The following is a 21,921-nucleotide window of genomic DNA, read 5'->3' on the forward strand; positions in this document are numbered from 1 at the left end:
TTCCTGCGGAGTTTTTATCACCTTTTCGAGCGGTTTCCGCCCGTGCGTCAGAACGCGCTCACATAGAGCCCGCCGTCGACCGGTATGTTCTGCCCGGTCAGGTAGCCGGCATGGGCGGAGCACAGGAAGGCGCAGATCTGGCCGAATTCCTCCGGCGTTCCCAGCCGCTTGGCCGGTATGTCGGCGGCGAGCCGGGCCTTGCGCTTGCGCGCCGCGTCCGGGTCTTCCGGCACGCTCGGATCGTGCGGGCCGCGCAGCCGGTCGGTATCAAGCTTTCCCGGCAACAGATTGTTTATGGTGACGTTTTTGTCGGCAACCCCGCGCGCGATGCCGGACAGGAACGAGGTCAGGCCGGCCCGCGCCGCCGAGGAAAGGTCGAGCCCCTCGATCGGCACGTAGACCGACAGCGAGGTGATGTTGACGATGCGCCCGAAGCCGCGCGCCGCCATGCCGTCGACCACCGCCTGGATCAACTCGAACGGCGTCACGAGATTGCCGGTGATGCCCTGCAGGATGGCGGCGCGGTCGAGCTCGCGGAAATCGCGGCGCGGCGGACCGCCATTGTTGTTGACCAGGATGTCCGGCTCGGGGCAGGCGGCAAGCAGCTCGCGCTGCACGGCCGGATCGGAGACGTCACCTGAGACTTCCGTCACACTGACCTGAAAACGCTCGCGAATCTCGGCAGCCGCCTGAATGAGGATTTTGGCGTCGCGGGCATTCATCACCAGGTCGACGCCGGCTTCCGCCAGCGCCATGGCGCAGCCCTTGCCCAGCCCCTTGCTCGATGCGCAGACGATCGCCTTGCGTCCGCGAATGCCGAGATCCATCTCGCCGTCCTCCGTTTGCGAAGGCGCGCACCCTATAGCGGGCCGCCGCGAAACCGCAACCGTCATACGGATGTAGCATGAATCTGGGCATTGCCGCTCCAGCAGAAACAGGAGCAGGCCGCCATGACCGACACGGCGCCCCGCAGGTACAGAACGCTTTTCATCTCCGACCTGCATCTCGGCTCGAAGGCGGCCAAGGCCGATTTCCTCATCGACTTCCTGCGCCATCACGAGGCGGACACCATCTACCTGGTCGGCGACATCGTTGACGGCTGGCGGCTGCGCCGCTCCTGGCACTGGCCGCAGGCGCACAACGACGTGGTGCAGAAGCTGCTGCGCCAGGCCCGCAAGGGCGCCAGCATCTTCTACATCGCCGGCAACCACGACGAGTTCCTGCGGCAGTTCCAGGGCACGCATTTCGGCGGCATCGTCGTCAGCGACCGGGCGATCCACGAGACCGCCGACGGCAAGCGTTTCCTCGTCATCCACGGCGACCAGTTCGACACCATCGTCCACAACGTCCGCTGGCTCGCCTATCTCGGCGACCGCGCCTACGACCTGGCGATCACCGTCAACCGTGTCGTCTTCCGCATCCGGCGGGCGCTCGGCCTGCCCTACTGGTCGTTCTCGTCCTGGGCCAAGGTGAAGGTGAAGAAGGCCGTGAACTTCATCGGCGCCTTCCAGCAGGTGCTGAGCGAGGAGGCGCGGCGCTCGGAGGTCGACGGCGTCATCTGCGGCCACATCCACCACGCCGTGATCGAGCGCTTCGACGACATCACCTATGTCAACACCGGCGACTGGGTGGAAAGCTGCACCGCGGTGGTCGAGCATTTCGACGGGGCGCTGGAAATCCTGCACTGGCCGCATGTAGCGGTCGCCGCGTCGAAGGGGCGCGGCTTCGAGCCGCGGGTGATCGAGGGCACGGCGGCGGAAGCCGCCTGACGCGCCTGCGTGGCGTTTCGGCCACAGCGGCGGAGCTTCGGGCGAGGCCGGACGCCGGCCGTTGGGCGACTCATTGCCGGCATGATATGGGCCGACGAGCAGCACCGGGCCGCATCGCCCGAACAGCCGGCCGGACCGCTTCATGTCTCTGCCCCCGCTCTCGCCGGAACAACTCGTCAAGCCGCGCCATTTCGAACTCCGGATGTCGCTGCTGTTCGCCGTGATCTTCGTGCCGCAGGGCATCCATCTGCCCTACTTCCCGCTCTGGCTGGAGGCAAAAGGCTTCGGCGCCGGCGAGATCGCGCTCATGCTGTCGGCGCCGATGTTCCTGCGCGTCGTCACCACCCCGTTCATCACGGCGATGGCCGACGAGGCGAAGGACCGGGCCAATGTGCTGATCCTGCTGATCGCGGCAGCGCTCGCCGTCTCGCTCGGCTTCTTCCTGCAGCCCACCTATCTGGTGGTCCTCACCGCGTCGCTGGCGCTGGCGGTCGCCTGGACGCCGCATTCGCCGCTGTCGGATTCGCTGGCGCTTTCCGGTGTGCGGCGCTTCGGCTCGGTCTATCCCGGCATGCGCATCTGGGGCTCCATCGCCTTCCTCGCCGCTAATCTGGGCGGCGGTTTCTTCCTGTCCGTGGCCGGCGTGCAGGCCGTTCCGCTCATCATCACCGGCAGCCTGTGCCTGACGCTGGCGGTATCGCTGCTGGCGCCGCGGCTCGGCCGGCCGCGGCGGGCCTCGCCCCTGTCTGCGGTCGACATCCAGGAGGGCGGGCCGCGGCTGCTCAACCGCTATTTCGTGCTGTTCGTCGCCGGCGCCGGCCTGATCACCGGCAGCCACGGCTTTCTGTACGGCTTCGTGTCCATCTACTGGACGTCGATCGGCATCGCCGACACGGTGATCGGCATGTTGTGGGCCTGGTCGGTCGCCGCCGAGATCGTCATGTTCATGCTGTTCACCCGGCTGTTCTCGCACCGCTCGGCGACCACCGTGCTCGGCCTCGCCGGGGCAGGGGCGGTGCTGCGCTGGATCGCCTTTCCGCTGGTCTGGCCATCCGGCGCCGGCGTCGCCGGCTTCTTCGCGGTGCAGACGTTGCATGCCTTGTCGACCGCGCTCATCCTGATCGGCGTGCAGAAGCTGATCGTCGAGACGGTCCCGGAGGAGCGCACCGGGGCGGCGCAAGGCATCGCCTTCTTCGCCAACGGCTTCTCGATGGCCGCCGTCACGCTTCTGTCGGGTCCGCTCTATGCGGCTTTCGGCGTCGGCGGCTTCTTTCCGATGGCAGCCGTCGCGGCCGCCGGAATGGGCCTGATCGCGCTGGCGCGCCGCTCAGCCCCATAGGGCCGACGTGGGCGGGAAGACCAGCGACCCGGCATAGGCGAGCGCCGGCTGGCGGTCTCTTGCCAGAAGAAGGGGCCCGTCGAGGTCGACGAAATCGGCGTCCTGCGCCAGGAGCACGGCCGGCGCCATGCCGAGCGAGGTGCCGACCATGCAGCCCACCATGATGCGAAAGCCGAGCGCCCGCGCCCGGTCGCGCAGTGCCAGGGCGGCGGTGAGCCCGCCCGCCTTGTCGAGCTTGATATTGACGGCGTCGTAAAGGCCGGCCAGCCGCTCGAGGTCTTCCGCGACATGGATGCTCTCGTCGGCGCAGACCGGCACCGGCCGCGCCATGCCGCGCAGCGCCTCGTCCCTGTCGGCTGGCAGCGGCTGCTCGACCAGCGCCACGCCGAGTTCCGCCGCAAGCGCGAGGTTTTCCGCAAGGTTGCCTTCGTTCCAGCCTTCGTTGGCGTCGAGGATGATGCGGCTTTTCGGCGCCGCCTCGACGACCGCGCGGATGCGCTCGGCATCGCCACGGCCGCCGATCTTGACCTTGAGCAGCGGCCGCGCCGCGTTGGCGCGCGCCTGCGCGGCCATACGCTCCGGCGTGTCGAGCGAGAGCGTGTAGGCGGTGATGATCGGGTGCGGCGCCGACACGCCGACCGCGTCAGCCGCCGGGCGGCCGGAAGCCTTGGCTTCCAGATCCCACAGCGCGCAGTCGAGCCCGTTGCGCGCCGCGCCGGCCGGCATGGCGGCGGCGAGCCCCTTCCGGTCGATGCCGCTCTCGATGGCAGAGCGGCCGGTCTCGATCGCCGAAACCACACTGTCGATCGATTCGCCGTAGCGGCGGTAGGGGACGCATTCGCCGCGGCCGGCGAATGCTCCTTCGCGGATGGTGCAGCAGATCACCTCGGCTTCCGTCTTGGAGCCGCGCGAGATGGTGAAGGTGCCGGCGATCGGAAAACGTTCGACCTCGACCGAAAGGACACGCGCCATGATTTTCTCCTCCGGATGTGATCGCGCGCGATGCCGCGTAAAGTGACAGGCCGTGATTCCGCAGCTAAGACTTGGGTCTTATGTTGAACAACCGTTCCAGCGAGGCAAGCCTGTCGGGGACCGTCAACCGGCCGTCCGTCGAGGAGGTCGAGGAGGACGGCCGTCTGGTCTTGCGGCTCGCCGGCCGCTGGACGACGCGCAACGTTGCCGGGGTGGATGACGCCATGAACCGGCTGGGCAGCCGGATGGGCGGCCGCCCGCTGGTGCTCGACCTGTCCGGCATAGAGCGCATGGACACCGCCGGCGCCTGGCTGATCGACCGGCTGTGCGAGCGGGCGAAGGCCGGCGGCGCCGAGGTGGCGGTCGAAGGACAGAGCCCCTCCATGGATGTCCTGCTCAACGCCATCGACGCCGCGCGGGCGCTGGAGCGGCCGGAGAAGGCGGCCCGGCCCAACGTCGTGCTGCGATTGCTCGAGGGGATCGGCCGCTCCGTCTACGGCGCCCGCGACGACTTCCTCGCCGCCATGAACATCCTGGGCGCCACCATCCGCGGCGGCCAGATGAAGTCGGGCCGCGGCCACGGCATCAATTTCACCGCGATCTTCCACCAGATCGACCGGATGGGCGTGGGCGCTATTCCCGTGATCCTGCTGATGTCAACCATCGTCGGCGCCATCGTCGCGCAGCAGGGCGCCTTCCAGCTGCGCTATTTCGGCGCCGACATCTTCGTTGTCGACCTCGTCGGCATCCTCGTGCTGCGCGAACTCGGCGTGCTGATGACGGCGATCATGATCGCCGGCCGCTCCGGCAGCGCCATCACCGCCGAGATCGGTTCCATGAAGATGCGCGAGGAGGTCGACGCGCTGACCGTCATCGGCCTCAATCCGGTCGGCGTGCTGGTGTTTCCGCGCCTCGTGGCGCTGGTGATCGCGCTGCCCTGCCTCACCGTGCTCGCCAATTTCGCGGCGATCGGCGGCGCCATCGGCATCACCTGGACCTATTCGGACATCACGCCCACCGCCTTCATCGACCGGCTGCGCTCGGCGATCGACGTCGGCACCATCTTCGTCGGCCTGATCAAGGCACCGTTCATGGCCATGATCATCGGCATCATCGCCTCGGTCGAGGGCATGAAGGTCGGCGGCAGCGCCGAATCGCTGGGCCTGCACGTCACCGCCTCGGTGGTGAAGTCGATCTTCGTCGTCGTCATCCTCGACGGCATGTTCGCCATCTTCTTCGCGCAGATCAATTTCTGATGCGTGGCGCAGCGAGGTCGGATGCGACGACAAACGGAGCGGCGGTCGCGGACGACCAGCCGATCCTGTCGGTGCGCGGCGTCACCGTCGGCTTCGGCGACAAGATCGTGCTCGACAATCTCGATCTCGACATCCGGCGCGGCGAGATACTCGGCTTTGTCGGCGCATCCGGCGCCGGCAAGTCGGTGCTGCTGCGCACGGTTCTCGGCCTCAACAAGAAGCGCGCCGGCACCATCCGGCTGTTCGGTCTCGACGTCGACGAGGCGAGCGAGGAGGAGCGGCTGCGGATGGACATGCGCATGGGCGTGCTGTTTCAGCATGGCGCGCTGTTCTCCTCGCTGACGGTGCTGGAGAACATCCAGGTGCCGATGCGCGAATATCTCGACATGCCGCGCTCGCTGATGGACGAACTCGCCTACCTCAAGCTCGAGCTGGTCGGCCTGCCGGCCGACGCGGCGCCGAAATTCCCCTCGGAGCTGTCGGGCGGCATGATCAAGCGCGCCGCACTCGCCCGGGCGCTGGCGCTCGATCCCGACCTGGTCTTTCTCGACGAGCCGACTTCGGGCCTCGATCCGATCGGCGCCGCGGAGTTCGACGAGCTGGTCGCCAAGCTGCGCGACACGATGGGGCTGACCGTCTACATGGTGACGCACGACCTCGACAGCCTGTTCTCGGTGTGCGACCGCGTCGCCGTGCTCGGCAAGAAGAAAGTGCTGGTGGAGGGCCCGATCAAAGACATGCTGGCCAGCGAGGAGCCGTGGGTAAAATCCTATTTTCGCGGAAAACGTGCGCGCCAGCTTGATCTTGCGGGCCGAACATAGAATTACGGTTGCGGGATGGAAACCAGAGCCAATTACGTCGTCGTCGGTATCTTCACGCTGGTCGCCATTGTTGCCGCCTTCGCCTTCATCTACTGGACGGCGGCGATCGGCGACCGCGGCGAGACGACGCTGCTGCGCGTGCGCATCCCGGGCTCGGCCTCGGGCCTGGGGCGCGGCAGCGCCGTGCTGTTCAACGGCGTCAAAGTCGGCGACGTGCAGCGCGTCTACATCGACGTGACCAATCCCACCGTCGCCATCGCCGACACCCAGATCGACCGCTTGACGCCGATCACCCGCTCGACTTCCGCGGTCATCGGCATCGCCGGCCTGACCGGCCAGGCCAATATCGAGATCAAGGGCTCGGAGGTGCAGGAGCCCAACCTGCTCGACGAGGCGGAGGCGAACGGGACCGTCGCCGAAATCAACGCCGATCCCTCGGCGGTGACCAACCTCCTGCAGAAGGCGCAGGACATCTTTACCCGCGCCGACACGGTGCTGACCCAGCTCGAGGGATTTACAACGGATGTGCGCGGGCCGCTCACCGACACGGTGCGCAATGTGCAGACCTTTTCGGGCGCACTGGCGCGCAATGCCGATGGCGTCGACAAGTTCCTGGAAGCCGCCTCCAAGCTGTCCGAGGAGCTGGCCGGCCTGTCCGGCAAGCTCGACGGCTCGCTGAAGGCCGCCGAGGACATATTGAAGGCGGTCGACCCCAGGAAGGTCGAGGCCGTGGTCGGCAACGCCGAGAAATTCTCGCGCGACCTGGCGCAGACCAGCGGCCAGTTCAACGACACGGTGCGCGAGGTGCGCGAGACGGTGGCCTCCATCAAGGAGTTTTCGGACCGTACGCAGCAGACCATCGCCAAGGTCGACGGCATTCTCGACGGCGTCGACCCCGCCAAGGTGCGCACGGCGCTGTCCAACATCGAGCAGGCCAGCCGCAGCGCCAATGCGGCGGCGGCGGACGTCGCCAAGGTCACCTCGAAATTCGGCAACAAGGCCGAGGACATCGACCAGATGATCAGCGACGCCACCGAGCTGATGCGCCGCCTCAACCAGGCTTCCGTGCGGGTCGACGGCGTGCTCGCCAAGGTCGACAACCTGCTCGGCTCGGACGATGCGAAGGGCCTGGTCGCCAACGCCAACGAGACGCTGAAGGGTTTTCGACAGGTCGCCGACACGCTCAACGCACGGCTTGGCACCATCACCGACGGGCTGGCGCGCTTCTCCGGATCGGGACTGCGCGACGCCGAGGCGCTCATCCGCGACGCCCGCCGCTCCATCACCCGCATCGAGCGGGCGATCACCGACCTCGAACGCAATCCGCAGCGCATCATTACCGGTGGAGACGGTACCGTGCGCCAGTATGACGGGCGGGCGCGGCGTTGACAGCGATTGCAGCGCGCCGCAAGAAGGAATCAGCAGGGGCGGGGGGACATCGCCCGCTGGCGCGTCCGGGTTCTCAAGCGAGCGGGTAGCCTTCTCCACATGCGTGTCAAACAGCCGTCCGCTATCCTGCTGCTCGCCTTCGCCCTCGCCGGCTGCGCCGCCTTGGGCGGCGGGCCGGCGCCGCTCGACACCTACGATCTGAGCACGCCCGACGCCCCGGCGGCGACGCACCGCCGCAACGCCCAGCTGCTGATTGCCGAGCCGGGCGCGCTGAAGGCCTTCGACGGCGAGAACGTGGTCATCCGCACGGGACCGGGCGCCATCCAGTTCCTCAAGGGAGCGCAATGGTCGGACCGGCTGCCGCTGGTCGTGCAGGCCAAGCTGGCGCAGGCATTCCAGGGCTCCGGCGGCTTCACCGGCGTCGGCACGCCGGGCGAGGGGCTCGCCATCGACTATCAGCTCGTCGCCGAGATTCGCACCTTCCAGGTCAGGGTCGACAGCGCCCGCCGCGCCGAGGTCGAGATCTTCGTGCGCATCCTCAACGACCGCAACGGCGTGGTGCGCGCCTCGCGCGTCTTCAGCGCCGCCGCGCCGCTCTCGGGCAGCGGCAACGACGCCTATGTGCGGGCGCTCGACGCCGCCTTCGGCGAGGCCGGCGCCGAGATCGTGAGCTGGACGCAGTCGCAGGTCTAGCGCGGCTCGCGTGCCGGTTGGCGGCGGCCAAACTGCGCTGCGGCCGTGGTTGACGCGGCACCGGCTAGCGCACTAGAGGAATGACGCGAACCCGTCCGTGGCGGCTCCGGAGCCGATTCGACGCCGCGGCGAGCTGGCGGTTCGAAGCGCCCATGGGTCGATCCATGGTCACGCGGGAGGGATGGCCGAGCGGTTTAAGGCACCGGTCTTGAAAACCGGCGTGGGGGCGACCTCACCGTGGGTTCGAATCCCACTCCCTCCGCCAAACACTATCGTGCGACATAGCCGCCGATCACCGCCGATGGCGCATCATCACCAAGTAGAATACACCGCCGATTCCACGCTGCAGCCAATTGTTGCTAAGTCGCTAATGAGCAGATCGCGGAAGGGGTGGATTCAAACATCAACAGCGAAATAATTTACGCAGACCTGGTTCGTCGGGTACCGCAGAGAGATACGAGCAGACAAATTCATTCCCCAGATTGCGTCGCCAAGCTGCAAGCGAGAAAGCGCCCTTGCAAGGTTGGAGATATTATGTGTATGTATGCGCATAATAGCTCCAACCTTCAGGCGAGCCAAATGACGATCAATCGACTGAAACATTTCCGCGTCATGAATGGCGAAACCCAGACCCAAGCCGCCAAGGCGGCGGGCGTGACGCAACCCACGTATCAGCGCTGGGAAACCAGCAAGGCCGAGATTCCGAAAAATCACCTTGCCAAGCTAGCAAAGCACTTCAAGGTCACCGAATTAGAATTGCTTGGTCGGCATCCGCCGAAGCAGGCCGCATTTTATGACGACGAAGCTCCGAAGGACTTGCAATATTACGGTGAGTGTGCGGTGCATTTCGGCGGCGGCGGAGAGCCTTTGGTGCTTTCGATTTCGGAAGCGACGTACGCGCAAGCCTATCGCGAATTGCAGAGCAACAAACGGTTCATCGTTATCAAGGACTTGGGCAATCGTACCGTGGCGATCCGGCACAAGGCGATTTCCGAGTTTTATTTTTCCAGTGAAGCTTATGACACGTACGGGCCAGACCATGATGAATACAAACTGGCAACGCCAATCCAGATGCCTGACACCCGCGACTGGGCCATCGTAGAGGCCATTCGAGATGAAGAGGTTGTCGGCGGTGACTACACGTCGGACTTTGCTTGGGACGATGTTAAGCGCGTCCAACTCCAGATTATGATTACCGACGAGCAGTTCGATAAACTGGTCGCCGAGGGTGCTATCAAACCCGAAGATCTCGCGATTGAGAAGGTCGCGAGAGCGGCGGAAACCGATGAGATTGTGTCCCTAGCTCACACGGTGACGGTCCAGTTTTCGACCGGCAAGCGACGGGACATCACCGATGTCGATTGCAACCTTTTCGAATGCATCGAGCCTCTTATTGATATCCATTATCCTTACAGCGGGAACGATGACGACGAACCGAATATGATCCGGTTGCCGTATGAGGGCTATCATCGCACCGCGTTCTTCAACCCGGACGTGCTGGATTATATTTCCTTTCCGACCCACAAAATCGAAGAGGATGAAGCCGAGAGCTATGACGACGGGCTGATCGATGACGATGAAGCCAACGGTGACGATGCCATGGTGACCAAGCCGCCGAAGACCAAAAAGAGGGAGAGGACGAAATGAGAACTGACGTATCCTTGCCTTACAGCCGTGAACAGATTGAGAAGATGCTTGGTCACACTTGACGAGTGATAGGTCCGCAAGACGCGCGTTAACGCGGGCGAACACCACGGTTCGTGCAGCCTCTCCGACGTAACCCAAGCTTACCTCAAGGGGACCAATCCCTGATCCGAGCACCTTGAGGACCACCGCCACGCCTTGGCTCACTGCGCCCGGGGGGAAGTGGAGCGCGTCCTCTCATCGTCGATACTACGCGTCCACAGGCGGCTTGCCATTCGTGGAGGACGGTGCGAACGATCGCGGCGGAGCTGACGGATGCTTGCGCCGACATCGACGCCGTCTTCGTTCCTTTGGGAAACGGCGCGCTCGCTGCTGGTGTCGGCTGCTGGTTCAGAGCGGTATCTCCTGCGACCAGAGTGATTGCCGTTGCCGCCCGAGGTGCACCGTGCATGGCCTTGTCATGGCAGGCCGGAACGTCCGTTCCGACCGACGAAGCCCGAACCATCGCGGATGGGATCGCCGTCCGGATTCCCGTGCCATCGGCCGTGACCTGGCTGGCCGATACCATCGACGATGTCGTTCTGGTCGACGACGATCAGATGATCGAAGCGATGCGTTTCGCCCATGCGACCTGGGGCCGGCTTGTCGAGCCGGCCGGTGCCGCGGGTCTCGCCGGTGTTCTGGCGGGGGCAAGTTCGCTGCAGGGCTTGCGCGTGGCGACGGCGTTGTGCGGGGGCAATCTCACCGACCGGCAGATCAGGACCTGGTTGCCCGGAACAGCGCCGAAATCCTGACTTTGCGGCGAGATCGCCGCTGAAAGTCAGGGGAAAATCCCGTCGCAGAAGTCGGGTGCAAACTCCGCATTCGACTCCCGACGGTTTCTCCGTCGGGCCGCGCCGGGAATGATGAACGTCATCTGCCTGCTTGGCTGATCGGCACCCTGCGCCCCGCGAATTCATCCGATCCATGGAACCGAGCTTGGCCGGTGCGGGTTGATTCCGACCGAAGGAGTCATGGGAGCACGTCACGATGAGCACGACCCTGCGTCCTGACAAGATCGCCGAGATCGAGACGAAAGCCGTCCTGCATTTCGGGCCGGTGCTGCTCGAGGAAGCGCTCAAGCGGCTTTGCCGTTCCGAAACCGCGGCCTGCCTGGATTCCTACGAAAAGCACATGGTCGACCGGCTGGAGGCCATGGCTGGGGACGATCCCGATTTCGAGCTGATGAAGGAATATGCGATCCAGCGGCTCTATACCATCGTCAAGGAGGTCCGCTCCAATCCGGATACCCGCCAGCCGCCGGAAGATACCCAGACGCGGCGCACCGCCGGACGGTCGGAAAACCCGGACACGCTGGAGGAGCAGCTGCAGCACGGGCTGGAAGACACGTTTCCGGCGAGCGACCCGCCGGCAGTCGTCTCGACGGCGATCTCGGGCGGCGGCAAGAAGCTGGAAGGCGTGGAGGAGGTTTTGCGCCGCAAACGCGAGGCGCAGACCAAGAAGGCCGGCTGACGCAGGTCGGCCCGGTGGTCCTGCAGTGTCGGAGCGCGGAACGTGGCGCCGACGCTCGGGATTCAATCACTTTGGGAACATTCGGGCTTCGTTGGAGGTTCCAGTTGAAAGGAGAAGACCATGGCCGACGACAAGACCGTCACCGACAGCCGCGACCGTTCGCGTGTCGCGGCGGAGCAGGATTACGAGGTCCGCCATCTCGCGCAGGAGGCGGGCATCAGCCTCGACCAGGCGCGTCACCTGATCGCCGTGCACGGCAATGATCGCGAGACGCTGATGCAGGCGGCCGCGCGGCTCACGGAGGTGCGCCATGCCTGACGCCGGCAAGCCGCCGCAAGGCGGCGCACGAAAGGCCAGCGAGCGCGGGCGTCCCTTTGACGGGAACGATCGGGAAACCGGAGCCCGCGCGCCAAAACCCGATCCGGTCCACCGGCAGCCCGATCCGGTCGACACCGGCGACCGTGGTGATCGTCCGAAGAAGCCTTATGGATTGACCGAGCCGATGGACGACCGCGGCGCGAAGACCCGCCACCACGACGGCAAGCGCGAATAGAACTTCGCTCCGGCGTGGGCCTTAGGATTCAGATATTCTCGGGATTTTTCAGACGAACGAGCTCGGGTAAGATCGTCTTCTTCAGGGAGGACGGACATATGAGCCTGCGCGGAAGCTGTCACTGCAAGGCGACGGTGTTCGAAGTGACGGAGGCCCCGACCACGGTCACGCGCTGCACCTGTTCGCTGTGCTCGAAACGCGGCGCGCTCTGGGCCTATTACCAGCCGCCGCAGTTCCGGCTGCTGACGCCGCGCGAAAATGTCGCGACCTATCAGTGGGGCTCCAGGACCATAAAACACCATTTCTGTCCGGTCTGCGGCTGCGGCACCTTCACCGACACGCCTGATTTCACCAGCGGCGAGCCGGACTTCGACAACCCGCGCGTCAGCATCAATGCGCGCCTGCTCGACGATTTCGACCTCGACGCCGTCGAGGTTGTGGTGATCGACGGCAAGAACCTCTGGTAGCAGGCCGGCCGGTTCCGGATTTCGCCGCAATTCATGCTAAAAGGACGAGAAGGGATTCGTGCCGGCCGCCGGCCGGTTTGTGAGGGATTTATATCAGCATGAAGAGCAAGATCGTCGCCGTCGTGGCCGCCGCCGCGTTGCTTGGGGCCTGCACCACCGACCCTTATACCGGCGAGCAGAAGATCTCGAATACGGCGGGCGGCGCGGCGCTGGGCGCCGGCCTCGGCGCGCTGGCCGGCATGGCCGTCGGCGGCAGCAGGGTGGCGCAGCGCAACGCGGTGCTGATCGGCGCGGGCGTCGGCGCGCTGGCCGGCGGCGCCATCGGCGCCACCATGGACAAGAACGAGTCGGAACTGCGCGCGCAGCTCCAGGGCACCGGCGTCAGCGTCACCCGCGTCGGCGACCAGGTCATCCTCAACATGCCCTCCGACATCACATTCGGCATCGATCAGGATGCGATCAGACCGAATTTCTACCCGGTGCTGAATTCCGTCGCGATCGTGCTCAAGCGTTACCGGCAGACCATTGTCGACGTCTACGGCCATACCGATTCGACCGGCAGCGACAGCCACAATTTCGACCTGTCGCAGCGCCGCGCGCTGGCCGTCGCCAACTATCTCGGCGCCCAGGGCGTCGACGAACGCCGCTTCGCCGTCACCGGCTTCGGCAAGACCAGGCCGATCGCCTCCAATGCCACCGACTCGGGCAGGGCGCAGAACCGGCGCGTCGAGATCCAGATCTCGCCGCTCACCGAATAGCGTTCAAGCCCGTCCACCCGGAGAAGTTCCAGAAAGCTGACTGTTTCGGCAGATGCACCAGGCGTGCGTCTGCCGATCACGTCATGGCGTGTCCGCCGCCGCATCCGGAGGGTGCGCTTTCCGCCCGCGGCAGCCGGAAGCTGTGGAGGCGGACGCCTCCTCCCGGAGATCGCCTTGACGAGGCGGTGTCGCCGGCACTAAGTGTCGCGCGACGGTTCCCCAAAGGCATGACCCAGGGGATCAAAAGGGAAGCCGGTGTGAAACCGGCGCTGCCCCCGCAACTGTAAGCGGATGCCGATCGTCCTTGCGGTGCCGGAAGGCACCGGGCCACTGCGACTACCGCGGGAAGGCCGATGGTCGGAGACAATCCGCGAGCCAGGAGACCTGCCGTCGCAATTTGGTCCAATGTCCGGGCGGGGATGCCCGAGAAAGGATAATTGATGGCGTGCATCTTTTTGCCGTGCGGCGGTTCGACCGGCCGCGTCCATTTCTTCACACCCTGATTCTTCGAGCCAGTCTCGTCGCGTTTTTGCCGCATCGCGAGGCGCCGTCCATTGCGCGCCGGCTGCCGGCGCTCCCTCCCGATTTCCAGAAAGGTCATGTCATGCTGAAAAAGACCCTCCATCTGTCGCTGCTCGCCGCCGCGTCCATCGTCTGGACGCTGCCGGCCTCCGCCGAAGGCACCGCCTATCCGCTGACGCTGCAGAATTGCGGCCGCGAGATCACCATCGAGCATGCGCCGGAGCGCGTGGTCTCGATCGGGCAGAGCACCACGGAAATCCTCTACCTGCTCGGGCTGGTCGACAAGGTCGCCGGCACTGCTGTGTGGATCGGCCCGGTCATCGCCGGCTACGAGGAGGTCAACGCCAAGGTCGAGCGGCTGGCCGACAACGATCCGAGCTTCGAGAGCGTCGTCGGCAGGAAGCCGGATCTGGTGACGGCGCAGTTCCAGTGGCATGTCGGGCCGGAAGGCATCGTCGCCAAGCCGGAGCAGTTCGAGGAGCTGAAGATCCCGGTCTACACGTCGCCGGCCGACTGCGCCGGCAAGGACAATTCCGGCGGCGGCGACGGCGTGCGCACGGAAAAATTCACGATGGATCTCATCTACCGCGAGATCACCGAACTCGCGCAGATATTCGACGTGCAGGACAAGGGCGAGAAACTGGTCGCCGAACTCAAGGCGCGCGAGGAAGCCGCCAGGCGGAAGATCGCCTCGCTTGAGGGAAAGCTGTCGGCCGTCTTCTGGTTCTCCAGCGCCGAGCTCGACATCGACCCCTATGTCGCCGGCAGGAACGGCGCGCCGGGCTACATCATGTCGACGCTCGGCATCAGAAACGTGATCGAGAGCGACGAAGAGTGGCCGACGGTCGGCTGGGAGACGATCGCGAAGGCCAATCCATCGGTGATCGTCGCCGGCAAGATGGAACGCCGCCGCTTTCCCGCCGACGACCACGAGGTCAAGCTCAATTTCCTGAAGTCCGACCCGGTCACCAGCCTGATGCCGGCGGTCACCGGCGGCCACGTCGTCGTCATGGACGCGCAGGCCATGAACCCGACGATCCGCACCATCGAGGGGATCGAGACACTGGCCGAGGCCCTGGAGAAGGCCGGGATCGCCCAGTGAGGCGTCCTGCAGCGACGGCGCGGCTGGGCTTCGTTCTCGCCGCGCCCCTGATCCTGGTGACGGCGCTTGCCCTGGGGGCGGCGATCGGCGAGACGTCCATCGACCTGGACGTCGTCGCCAAATCGGTCGCCAACCGCCTCTGGGACGCCGGTTATGCCGTCGACCCGATCGATGAGGGCATCGTCTGGAACTATCGCCTCAGCCGGGCGATCGTCGCCTGCTGCTGCGGCGTGGCGCTCGCCCTCAGCGGGGTCGTGCTGCAGGCGCTGCTGCGCAATGCGCTGGCCGATCCCTACATCCTCGGCATCTCGGCCGGCGCGTCGACCGGGGCCGTGGCGGTCGCAATCCTCGGCTTCGGCGCCGGCATGCTGTCCCTGTCGCTCGGCGCTTTCGTCGGCGCGCTGGTGGCATTCGGGCTGATCACGCTTCTGGCGCTGCGTGCCGGAAGCGGTCCCGGCGCGATCATTCTGGCCGGCGTCGCCGGCTCGCAACTGTTCAACGCGATCACCTCGCTGATCGTGACGCGCTCGGCCAATGCCGAACAGGCGCGCGGCATCATGTACTGGCTGCTCGGAAACCTGTCGGGCGTGCGCTGGGACGATGCCTGGCTGGCAGTGCCCGCCGCCCTGCTGGGGCTGCTGGTCTGCCTGTTTCACGCCCGCGCCCTCGACGCCTTCACTTTCGGAGCGGAATCGGCCGCGTCGCTGGGCATTTCGGTGCGGCGCGTGCAGGCGGTGCTGATCTCGGTCGCGGCGCTGATGACGGCGGTGATGGTCAGCATCGTCGGCTCGATCGGTTTCGTCGGGCTGGTGATCCCGCATGCGGCGCGGCTTCTGGTAGGCGTCCGCCACGGCGTGCTGCTGCCGGTGTCGGCGCTGACCGGCGCCGTCTTCATGGTCGTCGCGGATGTCGTCTCGCGCACCATCATTCCCGGCCAGGTCGTGCCGATAGGGGTGATCACCGCGCTGGTCGGGGCGCCGGCCTTCGCCCTCATCCTCATTCGCGGGAGGCATGCGCAATGACCATCCAGGCGCGCGGTGTCGTGTGGCGGGCAGGCGGGCGGCCGATCATCGACGAGATCGCGCTCGACGTCGTCGAGCACGAGTTCCTCGGCATCGTCGGACCGAACGGGTCGGGCAAGACCAGCCTGATGGCGCTGATGTCGGGCCTGCGGGCGCCGCATGCCGGCACCGTGGCGCTGGCCGGACGCAGCCTGCGCCATTTCACCCGCCGCGAGATCGCGCGCCGCATCGCATTCGTCGAGCAGCAGGCGGAGACGGCCGAGCGCATCACCGCGCGGCAGGCCGTCGAGCTCGGGCGCACGCCCCATCTCAGCGCCCTGTCGCCGTGGCAGGCGAAGGACGACGACATCGTCGATACGGCGCTGGCGGAGGTCGGCATGGCGTCGTTCGCGGGACGGCGGTGGCATACGCTGTCGGGCGGCGAGCGACAGCGGCTGCACATCGCGCGCGCGCTGGCGCAGCAGCCCGAAATCCTGTTCCTGGACGAGCCGACCAACCATCTCGACATCCATCACCAGCTCGGCCTGCTCGACCTCGTCAGGTCGCGCCGCCTCACCGTCGTCGCGGCGCTGCACGACCTGAACCATGCGGCGATGTTCTGCGACCGCATCGCCGTCCTCGACCAGGGCAGGCTGGTTGCCCTCGGCGCGCCACGCGACGTTCTGACCGAGACGATGCTCGCCGACGTCTTCCGCGTCGACGCGGCCGTCGAAGCGGACGGCAACGGCAACTGCCTGGTGCGCTATGCGCGACCGGGCTCGGTCAAGGAGAAATGCCTGCAATGAAACGCTCCGCCTGTCGGCTCGCCTTGGCGGCCGTGCTTGCCATGTCCGTCACGGCTCAAGCCGAGACGATCGAAGTCAGGATGCTCAATCGCGGCGAGCACGGCTCGATGGCCTACGAGCCGGACTATGTGGCGTTGAAACCCGGCGATTCGCTGAAATTCGTCGCGGCCAACCAGAGCCATAACGCTGCGTCGATCGACGGCATGGTGCCGGAGCGATATGCCGGCTTCAAGGGCAGGATCAACGAGGAGATCGAGGTCCGTTTCGACCAGCCCGGCTTCTACGGCATCAAATGCTCACCGCATTACGGCATGGGCATGGTGATGGTGGTGCGGGTGGGGGAGGTGTCCATGCCGGAGAGTTTCCGCGGCTTCGACGCGCCGCCGCGTGCCCGAAAGCGCTTCGACGAGATTTTTGCCCGCAACGGCCTGTCGCAGTAGGATGGCCGTCCGTCCTCCCGCACCGAACTTCGATCTGAAGGAGGAAATCCGCTCCTACTGGTCGGAACGCGCCAGGACGTTCGACCTGGCCTTCGGGCACGGCATCTTCTCCGACGCCGAATTCAGCGCATGGCAGAAGCCGATCCGCGACCATCTTGGGGCAGACCCGCTCAAGGTGCTGGAACTCGCCTGCGGCACCGGCGAGGTCACCCGGCTCATCCACGACCTCGGCCATGACGTCACCGCGCTCGACTTCTCCGAAGCGATGCTGGCGGTCGCCCGGATCAAGCATCGCGGGCGCCCGCGGCTGCGCTTCCTGCTGGCGGACGCCGAGCGGACTTTGGAGCCCGACCAAAGCTACGACGCGATCGTCTGCCGCCACCTGGTCTGGACGCTGACGGAGCCGCGGGCGGCGTTCGCCGAATGGTTCCGCATCCTCAAGCCCGGCGGAAAGCTGGTGATCTATGACGGCGACTGGGCGACACCCACGCCGTTGGGCCGCGCCGCCGCGACTGCGATCAGGCTGATCGATCTTCTCACCGGTCCGGACCGCAACTATGACGGTGCGCTCGGCGACCGCCACGGCGCCATCATGCGCGCGCTGCCCTTCGGCGCCGGGCTGCGTTACCAGGCGGTGGAAAACATGCTCACCGAAGCGGGATTCGTGGAATTCAGGCGGTTATCGCACGGCGGGATCGCCGCTGCGCAGCGCAAGACGGCGACGCTGCGCAACCGCCTGCGCACCTGCGTCTATCGACGTTTCATCCTGTGCGCGGAGAAGCCTGCCGGCGAAACCGTACCCTGAGCGGGCTTGGCGGCTCTCCCATGCCGGGCAGGGCGGGCGTGACCCGGCGTACCGCCTTGCCGATCAGACCTTGCCTTCCACCATCATGAAGGCCGGCATGTCGGCGCCGAAGCCGACAACCGGATGCTCGTCGTCCTCGCGCTCATGCCGGCGCCGCGGCTGGTGCCTGTCCGCCGCATGGCTCTTGCGCTCGGCGTTGTCGGAACGGATCGTCTCGCGCCGGACGGAACGGTCGTCGTTGGCGGCGACCGGCTCCCGCTTCTCGGCAGGCGCGGCGGGAACGGGAGCGGCAGCGTCCTGACGCCGGCCACGACCGTCACGCGCCTTGCCGTCGCGTCCCTTGCGGTCGCGATCGCGCTGGCCGGCGCGCTGGCGCCGCGGCGCCTCTTCGCTCTCCTCGCGCGGCGGCAGCGACGTCAGGTCGCCGTCATGCCATTCGATCTGCTGGCCGATCAGTTTTTCGATGGCGGCGAGATACTTGGTGTCGTTGCGGGTGACGATGGTGAAGGATTTGCCGGAGCGGCCGGCGCGGCCGGTGCGGCCGATGCGGTGCACATAGTCTTCCGCATGGATCGGCACGTCGAAATTGAAGACGTGGCTGACGTCGGGGATGTCGAGCCCGCGCGCCGCGACATCGGAGGCGACGAGCAGCTTCAACTTGCCGGAACGGAAATTGTCCAGCATCTGCATGCGCGCCCGCTGGTCCATGTCGCCGTGCAGGGCGCCGGCGTCGAACTCGTATTTGAGCAGCGACCGGAACAGCTCCGACACCTCGATCTTGCGGTTGCAGAAGATGATCGCGTTCTTGAGGCCGTCTTCCTCGGCCTTGATCAGGTCGCGCAGAACCTCGCGCTTGTCCCACGGCTTCGGGCCGGACTTGACGAGGCGCTGGGTTATGTTGGTCGCGGTGCTCGCAGCCTTCGACACTTCGATGCGCACCGGCGCGTGCAGGAATTTTTCGGTGAGCTTCGTGATCTCCGGCGGCATGGTCGCGGAGAAGAACAGCGTCTGCCGGGTGAACGGGATCATCTCGCAGATGCGCTCGATGTCGGGGATGAAGCCCATGTCGAGCATGCGGTCGGCCTCGTCGATGACGAGGATATCGACGCCGGTCAGCAGCAGCTTGCCGCGTTCGCGATGATCGAGCAGGCGGCCGGGCGTCGCGATCAGCACGTCGGCGCCGCGCTCCAGCTTCTTGTCCTGCTCGTCGAAGGAGACACCGCCGATCAAGAGCGCGATGTTGAGCTTGTGGTTCTTGCCGTATTTGACGAAGTTCTCCTCGACCTGCGCGGCAAGCTCGCGCGTCGGCTCGAGGATCAGCGTGCGCGGCATGCGGGCCCGCGCCCGGCCCTTTTCGAGCCGGGTGATCATCGGCAGCACGAAGGCCGCCGTCTTGCCGGTGCCCGTCTGGGCAATGCCGAGCACGTCCTTGCCGAGCAAGGCGTGCGGAATGGCGCCCGCCTGGATCGGCGTCGGCACCGTATAGCCGGCGTCGGTGACTGCCGAGAGGACCTTCGGCGAAAGGCCGAGATCGGAGAAAGTCAACGCTTCTGGAGCGGTCGTGCTGTCTGAGGACAAGTGTCTTGGCTGCTTTTAGCTGTTCAGGGGCGCGGTCATCATGCCGCTGCAAAGTCACGCTTTCGCGGATCGCAACCTGCCGTTAGGGCTTGAATCCGGTTTTGTCAATATTATCAGCCGGGTTTCGACTGATCGCGACCATTCAACATATGGTGTTGTGGTTTTTGCGTTGCAATACGGTCAGTAACGAAACTGTTCGGCGAGGATTCGTTCGTCCCAGGAGTGGTCGGGATCGAATAGAACGGTGGCCGTCAACGTCGTCGATTCCTGCACGGTGACGCAAACCACGGATTTGATCTCGGTGTGGTCGGCCACGGCGTTGACCGGCCGCTTGGCGCCTTCGAGGATGTCGAACCGGACCGCCGATCGGTTGGACAACAGCGCGCCGCGCCAGCGCCTCGGACGGAAGGGGCTTACCGCCGTCAGCGCCAGCAAGGGCGCGTCGAGCGGCAGGATCGGGCCGTGGGCGGACAGGTTGTAGGCGGTCGAGCCGGCCGGCGTGGCCACCATGACGCCGTCGCAGATCAGCTCGTCGAGCCGCACCTTGCCGTCGATGCTGATGCGGATCTTGGCCGCCTGGTAGGACTGGCGGAACAGCGAGACCTCGTTGACGGCGAGCGCCTTCCTAGTGGCACCGTCGCTGGAGAGCGTGTCCATTTCGAGCGGCCGGATCGTCTCGGCATGCGCCGCGGCGATGCGTTCGGGCAGGCCCTCCAGCCGGTATTCGTTCATGAGGAAGCCGACGGTGCCGCGGTTCATGCCGTAGACCTGCTGGCCGCTGCCCATCGTGTCGCGCAGCGTCTGCAGCAGGAAGCCGTCGCCGCCGAGCGCCACGACCACATCGGCATCGGCGACCCCGGCCTGGCCGTAGGCGCCGGACAGTTGGGCGGCGGCCTCGTCGGCATCGGCCGTCCCGGAGGAGACGAAAGCGAGCGTCTTGCGAAGTCTCTGCTGGTGCAACGGCCTGTTCCCAACGCAGCACGTATGGCGACGCCGGGTTAGCATGGCGGGACCCTGAATGCCAAGGTGAGGGCTTGTTCCTGCGCCCGGTTCCGGATGATGTCTTCGGGATGGTGCCCCCGGCAGGGATCGAACCCGCGACCTTCGGTTTACAAAACCGCTGCTCTACCAGCTGAGCTACAAGGGCATGCCGCTCCGGTAACGCCATCCGCGCCGGTCGTAAAGACAAAAGTGGCGCGTATTGGCAGGGAGGACTTCAAACGCCGGACGGGGATGCAGGCACGCCCTAAAAAGAGCGGGGTTCGCGCACCATATCACCAAATGCCCTGACGCGACCTCGGGAGGCCTCGATGATCCGGCTTGTGGTGATCGCCACCGTCCTGGCGCTGCTTGCCCTGCTGCTGGTCAAGCTGGCCGGCGTGCTGCGCCGGGCGAATGTGGATTGGGGCGGCATTGCCTTCATCTGCGGCTTCGTCGCGTTCGCCTTCTATCTCAGGCATGTGACGGGGATGGGATGAAGGGGGAGGCAGTAGGCAGTAGGCAGTAGGCAGTAGGCAGTAGGCAGTAGGAGGCGGCGGCTCCGTTGCCGTTCTTTACTGCCGATTGCCTACGGCCTACTGCCTTCAGGCAATCTCCCGCCGATCATGTCCGTCACCGCCGCCGCCGCGTCGCGCACCAGCGGGCCGAGTTGCGCGACCCGCTGGGGCGTGACCCGCACGGTCGGCCCCGACACCGAAATGCCGCCGATCGGCTCGCCGAACTCGTTGAAGATGGCCGAGGCGACGCAGCGCATGCCGGGAAAGCGTTCCTCGTCGTCGACCGACCAGCCGCGCCGCCGGATGTCGGCGAGATCGCGGGAAAGGGCAGGGGCGTCCGGCAGCGTCTTGCTGGTAAAAACCTCCAGCCCGGTGCCGCGGATGATGGCCGTCACCCGCTCGGCCGGCAGATGTGCCAGCACCGCCTTGCCGATGCCGCTGGCATGGAAGGGGCTGCGCGTGCCCGGCCGGAAGAAGGCACGGATCGCCTGATGCGTCTCCACCTGGCTGACGAAGACGACGCAATCGTCCTCCGCCAGGCCGAGATTGGCGGTCTCGCCGGATTTCTCCATCAGCTCCTGCATGACGATGCGCGCCCGGTCGGCGAGTTTCCTGCGGCGCAGGAAGGCGGCGCCGGTGCGATAGGCGGCGACCCCCACCGACCACAGCTGCTCGGTCTTCTCGAATTCGACCATGCCGTGCGTCTCCAGCGTGGTGAGCATGCGGTAGGCGGTCGAGGCGGCGATGCCGGAGCGCGCGGCAACTTCGGAGAGCGACAGGCCGTCCGCGGCGGCGACGACCGCCAGGATGCGCAGCCCGCGGTCGAGCGACTGCACCGCGTTGGCTTCGGGCTGGGCGTTGAAGGCGCGCGGGCGGCCGCGCTGGCGTTTTTCGGGCGATTGCATCCATGCACGATAAAAACTTTTCTGGAAATTGGAACGAGGGAAAACCGGAAAACGGAAACATGTGTGCATTCAAGTGGTAAGGCATAAATCTAC

General features: G+C 65.9%; 22 protein-coding genes, 2 tRNA genes, 2 pseudogenes and 1 riboswitch. Of the genes and pseudogenes, 20 read left to right on the forward strand and 6 right to left on the reverse strand.

Features of this window, described 5'->3' with window-relative positions:
- Positions 1–47: 47 nt before the first annotated feature.
- The gene (locus AC5JDC_RS04090; RefSeq protein ID WP_495839340.1) at positions 48–827 is read right to left on the reverse strand and encodes an SDR family oxidoreductase; all 780 of its coding nucleotides are present in this window, start codon (positions 825–827) and stop codon (positions 48–50) included.
- Positions 828–950: 123 nt separating this feature from the next.
- On the opposite strand from AC5JDC_RS04090, the gene AC5JDC_RS04095 reads away from it, so the two are divergent.
- Positions 951–1,769, forward strand: coding sequence for a UDP-2,3-diacylglucosamine diphosphatase (locus AC5JDC_RS04095; protein WP_106774645.1), 819 nt, complete (start codon positions 951–953; stop codon positions 1,767–1,769).
- A gap of 142 nt (positions 1,770–1,911) precedes the next feature.
- On the forward strand, positions 1,912–3,108 hold the full coding sequence (locus AC5JDC_RS04100) for an MFS transporter (RefSeq protein WP_495839342.1): 1,197 nt from the start codon (positions 1,912–1,914) through the stop codon (positions 3,106–3,108).
- Here AC5JDC_RS04100 and dgcA read toward each other — a convergent pair.
- Positions 3,097–4,080, reverse strand: a complete 984-nt coding sequence (gene dgcA / locus AC5JDC_RS04105; RefSeq protein WP_495839344.1) for an N-acetyl-D-Glu racemase DgcA — start codon at positions 4,078–4,080, stop codon at positions 3,097–3,099. The two genes, AC5JDC_RS04100 and dgcA, sit on opposite strands and share 12 nt — an antisense overlap.
- A gap of 80 nt (positions 4,081–4,160) precedes the next feature.
- On the opposite strand from dgcA, the gene AC5JDC_RS04110 reads away from it, so the two are divergent.
- The 17 genes and pseudogenes from AC5JDC_RS04110 (at position 4,161) to AC5JDC_RS04190 (ending at position 17,849) form a co-directional block, all read left to right on the forward strand.
- Positions 4,161–5,336, forward strand: coding sequence for an ABC transporter permease (locus AC5JDC_RS04110; RefSeq protein WP_495839346.1), 1,176 nt, complete (start codon positions 4,161–4,163; stop codon positions 5,334–5,336).
- The gene (locus AC5JDC_RS04115; RefSeq protein WP_495839348.1) at positions 5,336–6,157 is read left to right on the forward strand and encodes an ABC transporter ATP-binding protein; all 822 of its coding nucleotides are present in this window, start codon (positions 5,336–5,338) and stop codon (positions 6,155–6,157) included. The genes AC5JDC_RS04110 and AC5JDC_RS04115 overlap by 1 nt, the downstream gene beginning before the upstream one ends.
- 15 nt (positions 6,158–6,172) lie before the next feature.
- Complete coding sequence (locus AC5JDC_RS04120) at positions 6,173–7,546, forward strand: MlaD family protein (protein ID WP_106774650.1); 1,374 nt, start codon at positions 6,173–6,175, stop codon at positions 7,544–7,546.
- A 99-nt stretch (positions 7,547–7,645) separates the two neighbouring features.
- On the forward strand, positions 7,646–8,239 hold the full coding sequence (locus tag AC5JDC_RS04125; protein ID WP_495839351.1) for an ABC-type transport auxiliary lipoprotein family protein: 594 nt from the start codon (positions 7,646–7,648) through the stop codon (positions 8,237–8,239).
- Positions 8,240–8,414: 175 nt separating this feature from the next.
- Positions 8,415–8,504, forward strand: a tRNA-Ser gene (locus tag AC5JDC_RS04130).
- A gap of 314 nt (positions 8,505–8,818) precedes the next feature.
- On the forward strand, positions 8,819–9,886 hold the full coding sequence (locus AC5JDC_RS04135) for a helix-turn-helix domain-containing protein (protein ID WP_495839353.1): 1,068 nt from the start codon (positions 8,819–8,821) through the stop codon (positions 9,884–9,886).
- A 265-nt stretch (positions 9,887–10,151) separates the two neighbouring features.
- Positions 10,152–10,677, forward strand: a pseudogene (locus AC5JDC_RS04140) (pyridoxal-phosphate dependent enzyme); the annotation flags it as partial.
- A gap of 235 nt (positions 10,678–10,912) precedes the next feature.
- Positions 10,913–11,395, forward strand: coding sequence for a hypothetical protein (locus AC5JDC_RS04145; RefSeq protein WP_106774655.1), 483 nt, complete (start codon positions 10,913–10,915; stop codon positions 11,393–11,395).
- A gap of 120 nt (positions 11,396–11,515) precedes the next feature.
- On the forward strand, positions 11,516–11,713 hold the full coding sequence (locus AC5JDC_RS04150; RefSeq protein WP_495839355.1) for a DUF3606 domain-containing protein: 198 nt from the start codon (positions 11,516–11,518) through the stop codon (positions 11,711–11,713).
- Positions 11,706–11,948, forward strand: a complete 243-nt coding sequence (locus tag AC5JDC_RS04155; RefSeq protein WP_495839357.1) for a hypothetical protein — start codon at positions 11,706–11,708, stop codon at positions 11,946–11,948. Before AC5JDC_RS04150 ends, AC5JDC_RS04155 begins: the two co-directional genes overlap by 8 nt.
- Positions 11,949–12,046: 98 nt before the next feature.
- On the forward strand, positions 12,047–12,415 hold the full coding sequence (locus tag AC5JDC_RS04160) for a GFA family protein (protein WP_106774657.1): 369 nt from the start codon (positions 12,047–12,049) through the stop codon (positions 12,413–12,415).
- A gap of 98 nt (positions 12,416–12,513) precedes the next feature.
- Positions 12,514–13,173, forward strand: a complete 660-nt coding sequence (locus AC5JDC_RS04165; RefSeq protein WP_106774658.1) for a YiaD family glycine zipper/OmpA-like lipoprotein — start codon at positions 12,514–12,516, stop codon at positions 13,171–13,173.
- A 195-nt stretch (positions 13,174–13,368) separates the two neighbouring features.
- Positions 13,369–13,579, forward strand: a riboswitch (cobalamin riboswitch).
- 276 nt (positions 13,580–13,855) lie between these two features.
- Positions 13,856–14,797: pseudogene (locus AC5JDC_RS04170) on the forward strand (ABC transporter substrate-binding protein); the annotation flags it as partial.
- Positions 14,794–15,819: a FecCD family ABC transporter permease gene (locus tag AC5JDC_RS04175; RefSeq protein WP_495839360.1), complete on the forward strand. Its 1,026-nt coding sequence runs from the start codon at positions 14,794–14,796 to the stop codon at positions 15,817–15,819. The pseudogene AC5JDC_RS04170 and the gene AC5JDC_RS04175, both read left to right, overlap by 4 nt.
- Positions 15,816–16,604, forward strand: coding sequence for an ABC transporter ATP-binding protein (locus AC5JDC_RS04180; RefSeq protein ID WP_495839362.1), 789 nt, complete (start codon positions 15,816–15,818; stop codon positions 16,602–16,604). Before AC5JDC_RS04175 ends, AC5JDC_RS04180 begins: the two co-directional genes overlap by 4 nt.
- Positions 16,592–17,044, forward strand: a complete 453-nt coding sequence (locus tag AC5JDC_RS04185) for a pseudoazurin (RefSeq protein ID WP_495839364.1) — start codon at positions 16,592–16,594, stop codon at positions 17,042–17,044. The genes AC5JDC_RS04180 and AC5JDC_RS04185 overlap by 13 nt, the downstream gene beginning before the upstream one ends.
- A gap of 1 nt (position 17,045) precedes the next feature.
- On the forward strand, positions 17,046–17,849 hold the full coding sequence (locus AC5JDC_RS04190; RefSeq protein WP_495839366.1) for a class I SAM-dependent methyltransferase: 804 nt from the start codon (positions 17,046–17,048) through the stop codon (positions 17,847–17,849).
- A 63-nt stretch (positions 17,850–17,912) separates the two neighbouring features.
- On the opposite strand, the gene AC5JDC_RS04195 is transcribed toward AC5JDC_RS04190, so the two are convergent.
- From AC5JDC_RS04195 to AC5JDC_RS04205, 3 genes are all read right to left on the reverse strand, one after another.
- Entirely contained in the window at positions 17,913–19,427 is a 1,515-nt protein-coding gene (locus AC5JDC_RS04195; protein ID WP_495839368.1) for a DEAD/DEAH box helicase, read from the reverse strand.
- Positions 19,428–19,607: 180 nt separating this feature from the next.
- Positions 19,608–20,387 carry an NAD kinase gene (locus AC5JDC_RS04200; RefSeq protein ID WP_495839370.1) on the reverse strand — a complete coding sequence of 260 codons (780 nt, stop codon included), beginning with the start codon at positions 20,385–20,387 and terminating at the stop codon, positions 19,608–19,610.
- A gap of 111 nt (positions 20,388–20,498) precedes the next feature.
- Positions 20,499–20,574, reverse strand: a tRNA-Thr gene (locus AC5JDC_RS04205).
- 163 nt (positions 20,575–20,737) lie between these two features.
- Between AC5JDC_RS04205 and AC5JDC_RS04210 the strand changes: the two genes are divergently transcribed.
- Positions 20,738–20,905 carry a hypothetical protein gene (locus tag AC5JDC_RS04210; protein WP_495839372.1) on the forward strand — a complete coding sequence of 56 codons (168 nt, stop codon included), beginning with the start codon at positions 20,738–20,740 and terminating at the stop codon, positions 20,903–20,905.
- Positions 20,906–20,994: 89 nt separating this feature from the next.
- Here the strand turns inward: AC5JDC_RS04210 and bhcR are convergent, their stop codons facing one another.
- On the reverse strand, positions 20,995–21,828 hold the full coding sequence (bhcR, locus tag AC5JDC_RS04215; protein WP_495839374.1) for an HTH-type transcriptional regulator BhcR: 834 nt from the start codon (positions 21,826–21,828) through the stop codon (positions 20,995–20,997).
- Between the last annotated feature and the right edge of the window lie 93 nt (positions 21,829–21,921).

Source organism: Kumtagia sp., from assembly GCF_059502445.1.